10 protein-coding genes are annotated in these 12,848 nt (G+C 34.0%); 4 read left to right on the plus strand and 6 right to left on the minus strand.

Features of this window, described 5'->3' with window-relative positions; all coding sequences use genetic code 11:
- Window positions 1–6 precede the first annotated feature (6 nt).
- The 3 genes from LPB248_RS01840 to LPB248_RS01850 are packed head-to-tail and all read right to left on the minus strand — an operon-like array spanning window position 7 to window position 5,188.
- Window positions 7–372: a response regulator gene (locus tag LPB248_RS01840; RefSeq protein WP_177209908.1), complete on the minus strand. Its 366-nt coding sequence runs from the start codon at window positions 370–372 to the stop codon at window positions 7–9.
- 17 nt (window positions 373–389) lie between these two features.
- The gene (locus LPB248_RS01845; protein ID WP_177209909.1) at window positions 390–3,956 is read right to left on the minus strand and encodes a response regulator; all 3,567 of its coding nucleotides are present in this window, start codon (window positions 3,954–3,956) and stop codon (window positions 390–392) included.
- 17 nt (window positions 3,957–3,973) lie between these two features.
- Window positions 3,974–5,188, minus strand: a complete 1,215-nt coding sequence (locus LPB248_RS01850) for a response regulator (RefSeq protein WP_177209910.1) — start codon at window positions 5,186–5,188, stop codon at window positions 3,974–3,976.
- Window positions 5,189–5,580: 392 nt separating this feature from the next.
- Here LPB248_RS01850 and LPB248_RS01855 point away from each other — a divergent pair, with 392 nt between their 5' ends.
- A complete protein-coding gene (locus LPB248_RS01855) occupies window positions 5,581–6,426 on the plus strand; it encodes an SDR family oxidoreductase (RefSeq protein ID WP_177209911.1) in 846 nt (281 codons plus the stop codon).
- A gap of 135 nt (window positions 6,427–6,561) precedes the next feature.
- Window positions 6,562–6,822: a SemiSWEET family sugar transporter gene (locus tag LPB248_RS01860; RefSeq protein ID WP_177209912.1), complete on the plus strand. Its 261-nt coding sequence runs from the start codon at window positions 6,562–6,564 to the stop codon at window positions 6,820–6,822.
- 62 nt (window positions 6,823–6,884) lie between these two features.
- Here the strand turns inward: LPB248_RS01860 and LPB248_RS01865 are convergent, their stop codons facing one another.
- Window positions 6,885–7,715, minus strand: a complete 831-nt coding sequence (locus LPB248_RS01865; protein ID WP_177209913.1) for a hypothetical protein — start codon at window positions 7,713–7,715, stop codon at window positions 6,885–6,887.
- A gap of 390 nt (window positions 7,716–8,105) precedes the next feature.
- Window positions 8,106–8,447 carry a hypothetical protein gene (locus tag LPB248_RS01870; protein WP_177209914.1) on the minus strand — a complete coding sequence of 114 codons (342 nt, stop codon included), beginning with the start codon at window positions 8,445–8,447 and terminating at the stop codon, window positions 8,106–8,108.
- A gap of 200 nt (window positions 8,448–8,647) precedes the next feature.
- Here LPB248_RS01870 and LPB248_RS01875 point away from each other — a divergent pair, with 200 nt between their 5' ends.
- Window positions 8,648–11,470 (plus strand): PAS domain-containing protein, encoded by a 2,823-nt coding sequence (locus LPB248_RS01875; protein WP_177209915.1) that lies wholly within the window; start codon window positions 8,648–8,650, stop codon window positions 11,468–11,470.
- On the opposite strand, the gene LPB248_RS01880 is transcribed toward LPB248_RS01875, so the two are convergent.
- Window positions 11,460–11,891, minus strand: a complete 432-nt coding sequence (locus LPB248_RS01880; RefSeq protein WP_177209916.1) for a response regulator — start codon at window positions 11,889–11,891, stop codon at window positions 11,460–11,462. The genes LPB248_RS01875 and LPB248_RS01880 overlap by 11 nt on opposite strands.
- Window positions 11,892–12,121: 230 nt before the next feature.
- Here LPB248_RS01880 and LPB248_RS01885 point away from each other — a divergent pair, with 230 nt between their 5' ends.
- Window positions 12,122–12,622: a pyridoxamine 5'-phosphate oxidase family protein gene (locus LPB248_RS01885; RefSeq protein ID WP_177209917.1), complete on the plus strand. Its 501-nt coding sequence runs from the start codon at window positions 12,122–12,124 to the stop codon at window positions 12,620–12,622.
- Window positions 12,623–12,848 lie beyond the last annotated feature (226 nt).

Below are 12,848 nucleotides of genomic sequence, written 5' to 3' on the forward strand. Positions count from 1 at the left end.
ATTCATTTAAATTTCTCCCAAGATGTGAAGTAATTTATCTACATCTACAGGTTTTGAGATGTATGCATCTGCTCCGGCTTGTAAACATTTTTCTTTATCTCCTGCCATAGCTTGCGCTGTTACGGCAACTACAAAAGTATTCTCTTGTGAGGGAATGGCTTTAATAAGTGGAATCGCCTCGTAACCGTCCATTTCTGGCATCATCATATCCAATAAAACGGCATCAATTGAGTTATCTTTTGCTAATATTTTCAGGGCTTCTTCGGCACTTAAACAAGACAAACAGTCAAAAGATTTTGCTTTTAAAGTATTTACTAAAGCAAAAATATTTCTAGAATCGTCATCTACAATCAATACTTTTTTCTTTTCCATGTACAGTATTTTTAAGATTAGATTTTATCGTATAACCAAACTCGAAGCAGCGATAACAACTGATCGACATCGACCGGTTTTGTAATGTAATCTGAAGCTCCTGCTTTAATACATTTTTCTCTATCGCCTGTCATAGCTTTTGCTGTTACAGCGATTACTGCTAAGTTAAGAAATTTAGGATTGCTTCTAATCTTTTCTGCTGTTTCGTAACCGTCCATATTTGGCATCATCATATCTAAAAGCACTACATCTGTATCTGGGTTTTCGTTCAGAATTTTAATTGCTTCTTTTCCGTCAAAAGCTGTAATGACATTCATTTTAAATGCTTCTAAAGCTTTTGAAAGCGAATAGATATTTCGCACGTCATCATCAACAATTAATACTTTTTTCTCAAATAAAATATTATTTAACGAATTCAGTTTTTTACTGCTTTCTTTTCCTGCATTTCCTTCTTTTTTATTTTCTACTAAGTGAAGGAAAAGCGAAACCTCATCGAGCATTCTTTGGTACGAATGTGCCGTTTTTACAATGATAGAATCGGCATATTTCTTAATTTTTAATTCTTCTTTTATAGAAAGGCTTTTTCCTGTAAATACAATTACCGGAAGATTCTCTAGACCTGGACTTTTCTTAACGCCGTCTAGAATTTCGTACGCCTGCTTGTCAGGAATTCCCATATCTAGAATTACGCAATCTACCTCTTCTTTTCCTAAAGAGGATAAACCTTCTGAAACTTCGCTTTTAATCTCCGAATTAATATTATAAGTCTCTAGGAAATATGCTAGTGCTTTTGCATGTTTCGGGTTATCTTCAATAATTAAAACCTTCTGCGATTCTTTATTTATAATGTGTTCAATACGTTTGAAAACATCTGGAATTCGGTCAAAAGCAACGGGTTTGTCTAAGAAATCTACAGCTCCTTTTAGCAGACTTTCCTGTTTCAGTTTATGCGAAGACATAATATGCACCGAAATATGTTTGGTATGAGAATGATTTTTTAGCTCTTCTAAAACCTGCCATCCGCTTTTTATTGGAAGTTCGATATCCAATAAAATTCCGATTGGTCTGTAAATTAAAGCAAAGTTTAAAGCATAATCGCCTCTTACTGCTACTACACCTTTGTATCCTTTTTTCTGTGTGAAAGCCAATAACGATTTGGCAAAATTGATGTCATCTTCTACAATCAAAATTACTTTATCTCCTTCGACAATTGAATCTCTGTCGTCTTCAATTTCTTGTGGAATAACTTCACTGATGTATTTTGGTTTTTCCTCCTCACTTTCGGTCGTTACTTCGATTTCTTCTGCATGCGGAATTTTATTTACCGAAACTTTGTTGATAGCAAATCCTAACTTTGGAAGGCATAATGTAAAAGTACTTCCGTCGTTAACTTTACTATGAAGAATAATTTCTCCACGTAATAATTTAGCCAATTCACGACTGATTGAAAGTCCTAAACCAGTTCCGCCATATTTACGTTTTGTTGAACCATCGGCTTGCTGGAACGCTTCAAAAATCAATGGCTGTTTTTCGATCGGAATTCCTATTCCGGTATCTTTTACAATAAAGCAGATAATTTTATCATCGTCTGTATCGACTTTAATTTCAAGCGAGACAGTTCCTTTTTCAGTAAATTTAATGGCGTTCGAAATCAGGTTTTTCAAAATCTGCTCCAAACGCATTTTGTCTGTTTTAATAACAATTGGCGCTTCTTTGGCAATAATTTCAAAATTAATTCCCTTTTCTTTTGCAACCAGATAAAACAAATTATGAAGATTATCTGTAATTTCTTTAGTTGAAACATCTAAGAATTCCAGATCCATTTTTCCAGCTTCAATTTTAGATAAATCTAGAATTTCATCAATTAAGCCTAACAAACTGTTTCCTGAACTCTGAATTACCTTTGCAAATTCGATTTCTTCATTATTCATCGTTTTATTGTTGTTTTCAGACAGCAAACGGCTTAACAATAAAATAGAATTCAGCGGTGTTCTCAATTCGTGCGACATATTAGCCAAAAACTCCGATTTGTAACGCGTAGTCAATTCCAAAGCTTCTGATTTCTTTTGAATCTCGGTGTTTTTTTCTTCTAATAAAACGCTTCTTTCAGACAATTCTTCATTGGTTTGTTCCAATTCTTCCTGCTGCACACGAAGTTCTTCTTCCGAAGCCTGTAATTTTTCTGTCTGTGCTTCTAATTCTGCATTTATCGCTTCCAATTCGCTATGCTGAATCTGTAATTCTTCTGCCTGAGATTTGGTTTCTTCCAGAAGTTCCATTACTCTTTTACGGTTTTGGGTCGCTTTAATCGCAATTCCGATATTATTTGCTACGCTATTTAAGAATTCAAGCTGCAACATCGAAAATCCGTATATGCTAGCCAGCTCAACTGCTCCTTCAATCTTGAAATCCATTAATGGCATTGCCACGATATGGGTTGGTTTTATTTCTCCCAATGCATAATTGATCTGAATATCGTCTGGAGAAAGTGTTTTTAACTCCAACATTTTTCCAGAAACAATAGATTGTCCAATCAACCCCTCCCCTTTCTTGATTCGTTCTCTATTTTTACTCGGTATATAACTATAACCACCAGTAACAGTCAATTCTTCTCCATCTACAACATACAAAACTCCTGCACTGCTGTTGGTATATTGGCACAAAAATTCGATTACATCTTTAGATAATTTCTGAATTGTTTTTTCGCCCAGCATTTTATCATTCAAAGTCGCAACGCCTGATTGAAGCCATTCTTTTTGAGATAATAATTCAAAAGAACTTTTTAAAGAATCTTTCATCTCATGAATAGAAGATCCAAGAGTACCTAGCGTATCTGCTTTTCTATCATCAATTTGTACATCATAATTTCCTTTAGAAATTTGAGTTGCAATACCGCTAATTACTTGAAGTCTTTCGGCTGTTTCTTTATCTTTTTTGATTAATTCTTGCTGCAATAAAGTTCTCTCGTTGTAATCTTTCAGAATTCTGATTAGGAAAACAATAGAAATAAGAAAGGCTATAAAGAAAGCAACAGCAATTAAAGCCAAACTATAATTTCCGTAACGTTTTGAATTTGAGTTACGTTCATCTAAAAGTTTTTGTTCTGTATTTTCAACTTTTCTGACGATTGACCTAATGTCATTCATCATTTTTCGACCTTCATTTAAATCGAAAATCAGTGTTTCTTTGCTTAAACGTTTTTTGACAATCTGATTATTCAAATATTTAAAGAAACCAGAACGTTTGGTGCGTAATTCATCTAGTAATTTTGTCTGTGAAGGATTATCAGCTGTAAGTTCATCCAGTTTTGTAAAATAAGAATTTGATTTATTTTCGGCATCATTAAAACGGTCCACAAACTGCTCGTCTCCAGTAAGCAGATATCCTCTCATACTAGTTTGAGCTTCTGTAATAATCGATGAACCCTCGTTTAGGTTATAGATTACATCCTGCGTATGGTTTACCCAAAAGTTACTGTTTAGTAAACTTTTAATACTAATAAAAGAGGCAACAGAACTAATAGTAAGTACAAGCAGTGAAACTAGTGAACTGATTAATAAATTTCTTTTAAAATTACCATTCATATATTTCTAAATTATTTTTATTCGTATTTTAAAGGAAGAACAATGATAAAGCTTGCACCTTCTCCCACTTTACTTTTAGCCGTAATTAATCCGTTATGTTTTTCTATGATTTTCTTAGCAATTGCCAGTCCAATTCCCGTTCCTTCGTAAGATTGGCGATCGTTTAAACTTTGAAAGATAATAAAAATGCGATCAAGATAAATCTCATCAAAACCAATTCCGTTATCTTTTACTGTAATTCTGCAAAATTTTCCTTCTGGCGAAGTCGGACTTTCGATTGCTTTTTCCAAAATAGTTTCCGAAGTAATTTCAATTACCGCTTTTTCGTCATTTCCAGAAAACTTCAAAGCATTTCCAATGAGATTTTGAAAAACCTGACGCATCTGACTCGGAATACTGTCAATTGTTGGCAGTTCGCTGGTTTTTATTGTAGCATTTTTGCGTTCTATGAGATAATCAAAATCACCCAACACTTCTTGTAAAACCACGTTTAAATCTGTTTTCTCAGGTTTAACTTGTGCCGAAAGCCTAGAATAAGCCAAAAGATCGGTAATCAAAGTCTGCATTCTTTCTGCCGATTTTATCGTTCGATCTACATAATCAATCGCTTTGTCGTCTGCCTTTAAATAGAGATCTTTTATTATTTTAATGAATATCTGAATCTTGCGAATAGGTTCATTCAAATCATGCGATACTACCCACGAAAACTGCTGCAATTCATGATTTCGGAGTTCCAGTTCTTCGTTTTTCTGAACCAATTCCCGCGTTCTCTCCGCAATTTTTATTTCAAGATTGTCCTGAGCTTCTTTTCTAATTTTGATTTCTTTAGAAAGCAGATCTTTCATAGCTCGAAGTTCGTTTTGCTGTTCGTAAATCTTAATGAAAGTCTTTACTTTAAGAATCAGCAAATCGCTGTCTACTGGCTTGGTAATATACTCAACAGCACCAGTTTCATATCCTTTAAAAATGTATTTTTTCTCGGTATTAAGTGCCGAAAGAAAAATTACGGGAATGTCTTTTGTGCGTTGATTTCCTGAAAGGATTTTTACCACTTCAAAGCCATCAAGTCCTGGCATTTGAACATCCATAATAATCAGACAATAATCTGTTTTTAGGATTTTCTTTAAAGCTTCTTCTCCAGATTCGGCACTATCGACATCGATATTATGCAGCTCTAATGTTTTCTTTAAGGCAATAATATTGGCCCTTATATCGTCTACAATTAATACCATGCCGTGTGGGAGCTAAATCTGTTGTAAATCAAAACTCTTGAATTTAAAGTGAAATTTAAAAATTTTCTTATTTTTTTAAAGAATTGCCGAAGTAACTCTTAAAAATTATGTGGAAATTCCCAAATGTATAAAAAAAATAACGAGCAGGTTTTTTATCTAAATCGGAAATAGTTACAAAATTCCCATCTTTTACCGTCATTTTAATCATAGCGTATGATTGCTAACTTATTAGAAATTTCTTGTTATTTCAACTTTTCTTGCTAATTGATGTATTTTCATACAACACACCTCTTTTTGATTTTATTGAGGCAAACAAAATGTCTTTTAAGGCAAGTAAAATTGCAGCTATCCTCTAATTTTAATTGCATTAAAAAAGCTTAAAAAGAGAAATCATGAAAAAGAAACAAACATTTCCCGAGCAAAAACAAAATCTTCCCGGCAATGAACACATGATGAATCCCGAGCCTGAAATTATAAGAGAAAACTATGTTGGAAGCGGTAAACTATTTGGAAAAACAGCTTTTATTACTGGAGGAGACAGCGGAATAGGACGAAGTGTCGCGGTACATTTTGCTCGTGAAGGTGCCAATATAGCGATTGTCTACTTAAAAGAAGATAAAGATGCCAAAGAAACCAAAGCAATGATCGAAAAAGAAGGTCAGCAATGCCTATTGATTAGCGGTGACTTGAAAGATGAGAAATTTTGCCAAAATGCCATTAAAAAGTGTCATACTACTTTTAAGAGCCTTAATATTATTGTGAATAATGCTGCAACTCAGTTTCCGCAAACTGAAATTGAAAATATAACTTCAACACAGCTCCATAAAACTTTTGAAACCAATATTTATCCTTTCTTTTATATCACCAAAGCAGCACTTGCTTTCTTAAAAGAAGGCGATTCTATTATCAATACAACTTCTGTGACGGCTTTTCGCGGAAGCGAGCATTTAGCAGATTATGCCAGCACAAAGGGTGCGATTGTTAGTTTTACACGATCACTTTCTACTATGTTGGCAAAAAAGAAAATACGTGTAAATGGCGTTGCTCCAGGACCAATCTGGACTCCTCTGATCGTAGCCAGTTTTGATAAATTATCTGATTTCGGAAAAGATAATCCGATGGAAAGAGCCGGACAGCCATCTGAAGTAGCTCCTGCGTATGTATTTCTGGCGTGCGAAGATAGCAGTTATATTACGGGCCAGTTTATTCATATCAATGGCGGTGAGTTAGTAGGGTAGAAAAGATTCTGAGGTTCTGAGATGCTAAGATTCTAAGTTTTTCTTTTGTAATCTATGTAATGAGTCTAATAACAAAACCAACGAATACCTCAGAACCTTAGCGCCTTAGGAGCTTAGAACCTTAAAAAAAGAAAAATGAATTATATAGATATCATCGGACTTTTTGCTGGAGCTTGTATTACACTATCTACGATTCCGCAAATTATAAAGGTCTGGAAAACTAAGAAAGTAAAAGAAATTTCGCTACGAATGTTCAGCATTTTAACCTTTGGAATTGCGGTCTGGATTGTCTACGGAATTCTTAAAAAAGACCTTCCAATTATTCTGACCAATAGTATTTCTTTCGTTTTAAATCTCATTATGGTTTATTTTATCATTTATTATGAAAAAGAATAAGCATAAAAAAACAGCTCGGATGAAGCTGTTTTTTCAGAAATTGAAGAATATAATATTGCTTACTAGCTAGCTAATTTTTGATTATAAGGTTTTAATTCTAAATGCAACTTTTCTTTTAAAGTTCGCGATTGCAAGCTTCTTTTAAAGAATAGTACTGGCGACATAACTGCTCCCAAATTTATTTCTGAAAGTTTTCTGATTTCGCCTAGCTGTTTAATAGCGAAATTCAAAATCGGAACAAACGGAGTTAAATAATTGTAACTATGCTGCGCTACCTCCAACTCTAAAATATCTCGCAAGATGCTTTTCATCAGCAGATAACGAACAGTTCCTTGCTTTGGAATTGCCTTAAGTTCCTGAAACTTCTCGCCTATTTTTAAATTCTCAGCTCCGATATAAATATAATTTCCAGATTCGCACGTAAATCTCTTTCTAACTTGAGCAATAAAATCAACATCGGCTTCTTTTGATTCTCTATTAGTTGGCATTCCAATCAATGAAAACTGAATCTGTTTGTGGCTTTCAAAATACAACACGCTATTAATTGAAGAAGAATTACTCATAATACCAGACTGTTGCTTTTTTAAGCGTTTAACAGCTCCGTTTGCGCCAAAACTGTGCAAGACATTTCCATTTTCGCAATAAGCAAAAAACACAGGCGCAAATGGATTAGATTCGATACTTAAATTAACGTCTTGATTAAAAGCCAAATCAAAGTTGAGATACGTCATTTCTTTTTCAAAACGCACTCCAGAAATGCTTCCTGTTGCCCATTTTGATTTAATTGTCAATTTGTATTCATTGGCAGTAACTTTTAAGTTTCCGCCAAAACTATCTTTCAAATTGTTAAAAACAGCATCAAAGCTTCCAGTATTTATGTAAAGTTTTTTCATTATATGGTTTGGTTTTAATAAAGTGGTTAGTACTTATTTACGTACAAAAACTAACTTTGGTTTTTACTTCATTTCTATAATCCAAATTTCGTTTATATTAACCTTCAACTCTTTATACAATTTTTGGAAGATATTTCATAATTTATATTTGGAAAGCAAAAAGGTTCAAAGGAACAAAGGTTCAAAGGTTTAAAATCGAATGATTTAGTAAGATTCAAAAGCCTGTCTTTAGCCTCTTAAACCTCTTTAAACAAAAACAAACTTCAAATAGAAACCTCTGATCCTTTGTTCCTCTGAACCTTTGCACCTAAAAAAAAAAGCAGCTGCCTCAAATAAATTTGAAACAACTGCTCATCAGCAAAATAAAAATACCAATCTATTTTTATTCTTTTAAGTCAATTCGTTTATGTCTGCATTTTTAGCATAATTGGCTTTCGGAATGTCTTTAAAAAATTCTGCTTCTTCCAAATCGGCCATTGGACCGTATCCTAATAAATGAGTTCCTTTTCTTTTATCTTTTGTTTCGATAACGTATAAAATTGACATATCATCTGGATCGCTCATTCCTTCATATCGATGATGCGCTACAATAAATACATCTTCAGGATTATAAACCTCTTTAGTTTCTGAGTCTACTAAACGATCATTTTCGAATATGTAATTAGCAGTATAACCTTCCTCTTGATATCTTTTTATATTGTCGGTTTCATGTTTTGAATCTTCTCGTTTCATATCTTTTGAGTTTATCTGTTTATCAAATTTCCGCATACAAACGAGATAAAATTAACTCAATAGATTTTAATCTTACCTCATTCAAAAAAGGGCTTTAAAAGAGATTTTATTTTTTATTAATTTTAACAGAGCTTAATTCGGAACATGCAATAAAGTCTGATAATAAGCCCATTAGAAATTAAATAAAATACAAAATATTAATGATTAAAAACTATGATTTTCTGGCCAACGGAGGAGAAATGGGTGAACTTACCCGTGCCAAAGATTGGAGCAAAACGGCAGTAGGGCCAGTAGAATCTTGGCCACAAAGTCTTCGCACTACTCTGGGAATTCTTTTAAACTCCAAATTTCCCATGTTTTTGTTTTGGGGACCAGACCATATTTGTTTTTATAATGATGCTTATCGCCCGAGTTTGGGCAATAATGGCAAACATCCATCGATTCTTGGTGAAAAAGGCGCTGATTACTGGCCTGAAATCTGGGACTTTATTGAACCGTTGATAGATCAAGTGCTCACGAAAGGAGAAGCAACCTGGCATGAAGATCAATTATTGCCTATTTATAGAAATGGTAAGATGGAAGATGTTTACTGGACTTTCAGCTACAGTCCGGTAAATGATGAAAATGGAAAAACGACTGGTGTTTTGGTTATCTGTAATGAAACAACAGAGCAAGTACTGACTCGAAAAAAATTAGAAGAAAGTGAAAAGCGATTTAGAAATACGGTAAAACAGCTTCCTCTTGGAATCTGCATCTTAAAAGGTCCAGATCTTATTGCGGAAATGGTCAACTCAACCTATCTTCATATTATTGACAAAGAGGAAAAAGATATTCTTGACAAACCTATTTTTGATTCGGTTCCTGAGGCAAAAGAAAAGGTTTTCCCGTTGCTGAAAAATGTTTTCGAAACTGGAACTGCCTATTTTACTGATGAACTTCCGGTGACTTTAAATCGTTATAACAAAGAAGAATTGGGCTACTTTAATCTCGTTTTTTATCCGCTAAAAGATGAAAACGGGGTTATCGAAGGTGTCACCGTTGTGTCTTACGAAGTAACCGAAGAAGTAAAAGCAAGACATCTTTTGACTGAAAGCGAAAAAGCGTTTAGAGAAATTGTAATGGACTCTCCTATTGCTATGGCGATATTTAGGGGAAAAGATTTTGTAATCGAAATGGCCAATAAAGCCATGATGCATAATATCTGGCAAAAAGAAGAAAAAGACTGTATTGGCATACCGCTACTAGAAGTATTTCCTGAATTGAAAAATCAAAAATATCCTGAATTATTGCTTGAAGTTCTGATTAATGGAAAAACAATCCAAGAAAATGAAGGCGTTGCTTATGTTGATATCAACGGAAAACTAAAAAAATTCTACCTTGATTATGAATATACAACACTTTATGAAAAGAATGGAACGGCCTCTGGTATTATGTGTACCGTTTATGATGTAACTGCTAAAGTCAAAGCCCGTAAAAAAATTGAAACTGCCGAAGAAAGAGCTAGACAAGCTGCCGAAATTGGCGAAATTGCAATGTGGGATTTGAATTTAAAGAACAAAAAATTAATCTACAGCGATAATATCCTTGACATTTTCGGATTTGACAAAAATACGAAAATAGTACATCAAGACATTCGAAGCCGTGTTATTCCTGAAGATGAACATATTGTTGCAGATGCGTTTGAAAAGGCTTTACAAACGAGTATTTACAAATATGAAGCCCGTGTTTTTAAGCTAGATAATTCTATAGCTTGGATTAAAGTGCATGGCAAAATCTTTTTTGATGAAAATAATGAACCTTCAAAAATGGTGGGAACTGTTATGGATGTTACAACCGAAAAAGAAGGTCAGCAAGTTTTAGCAAAAAGTGAGAAAAAATTCAGGCTCCTTGCCGACTCTATCCCTCAATTAATCTGGACAAGTGACACTTTAGGTAATCTGAATTATTTTAATGAAACTTTCTTTACCTATTCTGGATTTACAAAGGAAGAAATTGACAAAAATGGATGGCTTCAGGTCGTGCATCCAGATGATAGAGAAGAAAATGTAAAGCTTTGGATGGAATCTGTTAAAAGCGGTCACGAATTTCTTTTTGTACATCGTTTTAGACGATATGATGGAGAATACAGATGGCAGCTGAGCCGCGCTGTTGCACAATTGGACGAATCTGGAAAGGTGCAAATGTGGGTTGGAACCAGCACCGATATAGAAGAACAAAAGAACTTTACCAACAAATTGGAAGAACAGATTATTGAACGTACCACACAGCTGGAACTTACCAATAGAGACCTTGTCAATATGAATATTGAACTGCAATCATTTGCTTATATTTCTAGCCATGACCTTCAAGAACCATTACGAAAAATACAGACTTTTGCAAGCCGATTATCTGACTTAGATGAGCAGAATATTTCGGCGAATGCCAAAACCTATTTAGCAAGAATTGAGTTTTCGGCAAAGAAAATGCAAAATCTAATACAGGATTTACTAACCTATTCCCGCGCCAATTCTGCCGATCGTGTTTTTACAACGGTTAAAATAGACGAAATTGCCGACGACATAATCAGTGATTTTTCGGATCGAATTGAAGAAAAAAATGCTGTAGTTGAATATCACGATTTAGGAGAAGCTACTCTTATACAATTTCAGTTTAGACAGCTGCTTCATAATCTAGTAGAAAACGCCTTAAAATTCTCGCGTCCGGGTGTTCCTCCAAAAGTAAAAATAGCGGTTACAAAAGTTGATGGAAAATCGGTTCCAAATGCTGAATTTAAAGACAAAATGTACCATCATCTCCAAGTTTCAGATAACGGAATTGGTTTTGAATTGATTTATAAAGAAAAAATCTTTGAAGTTTTCCAGCGCCTAAACACCGAAAGCGAATACAAAGGAACAGGAATCGGTCTTGCAATAGTTAAAAAAATCGTAGAAAACCACAAAGGCGTAATTACAGTTTCGAGTGAAAAAGGTAAAGGCTCGGTTTTTAATATTTATATTCCCGATTTATCAGATATTAATATTTAAATACAAAATTAGATCGGTTCGGGATAAATTTAGACCAGTCAATTTGCATTGCGTGTTCTATTGCCTTTATAATATCGCTCATTAAAACTGGTTTGGTAATAAAGCAGTTGGCTCCAAGATTAAGACATCTCTCAATATTTCCAGGTTCGCTCGATGTTGAATAAATCACAACGGGAATGTCTTTTTTATCATCAGATTTTCTAAGTTCTTCCAAAACATCAAAACCATTTTTTCCTGGCATATTTAAATCCAAGAAAATAACAGACGGAACAACAGATGAATCTGAAAGAGCATTCAGAAAATTTTGACTTCCTGAATAAGTTTGCAAATTGATATTCTGAGGTATAGATTCTACAGCATCAGCAAAAATACACAAATCATCTTCGTCATCATCGGTATAGAATATGGTAAAATCTGTCATGGTATTTTCGGCTTAGAAGTTTATTTTTCCAAATATAGTGCAATTTTATGTAACAAAAGGCAGAACCGCCCGAGTTTGTTACAAAACAAATAGAAATCTCATAATTTATAAGTTTAATTATATAAACCAAAAAAGTACAAAAAGCACCAACTTTACTTTCGGTATTTTTCAGACAATATCTTATTGTAAGTCAAATAATTAAATATGAAAAAACTTAAAAAAATAACGTTATGGGCGATCATAAAGACCTTACAGATGAATTTGCTGTTGATAAGATAAAAGATCTTGCTGAGCATATTAAAACTTGTATGTTTTGTACATACAATGAATATAGACTACAGTCGCGACCAATGTCTGTTCAGAAAATTGACGATTTGGGAAACTTATGGTTTTTATCTGACCGAAACAGCAGTCAGAATGCAGAAATTACATTAAACCCAATGGTTGAAATCTTCTTTTCTGAACCGCATGATAAATTTCTAACACTTCACGGAACCGCAAGCATTTCATACGATAGGGAAACTATCGAAAAATTATGGAATCCTACTGTGAAAATCTGGATGCCTGGCGGTGTCGATGATCCAAATTTGAGTGTGATTAAAGTAGTTCCTGAAGATGGATATTATTGGAACAACAAAAATGGAAAAATGGTTGCAATTGCAAAAATGACCGCTGCTTTTGTAACAGGAAAAACAATGGATGATGGAATTGAAGGAAGCTTGAAATTGTAGTTTTCTGTTTAACCGAAAAGGTTTTAACCGCAAAGAGCGCAAAGATTTACGCTAAGTTCGCTAAGATTTTTTCTTTTGCTTGTCTTGCGTAAACCTTTGCGCTCTTTGCGGTTAATTTTTTTTGCCACTCCCAATAGTTATCGGGATAAAAGATTAAATTGATTTTGAATCTGTTTAAATCTACATATACTAAGAACAGCTTTGCGAACTTTTTTACGTTTGCATT

Origin of the sequence: Flavobacterium sp. LPB0248 (genome assembly GCF_013388355.1) — a bacterium.
Classification (GTDB): Bacteria; Bacteroidota; Bacteroidia; order Flavobacteriales; family Flavobacteriaceae; genus Flavobacterium.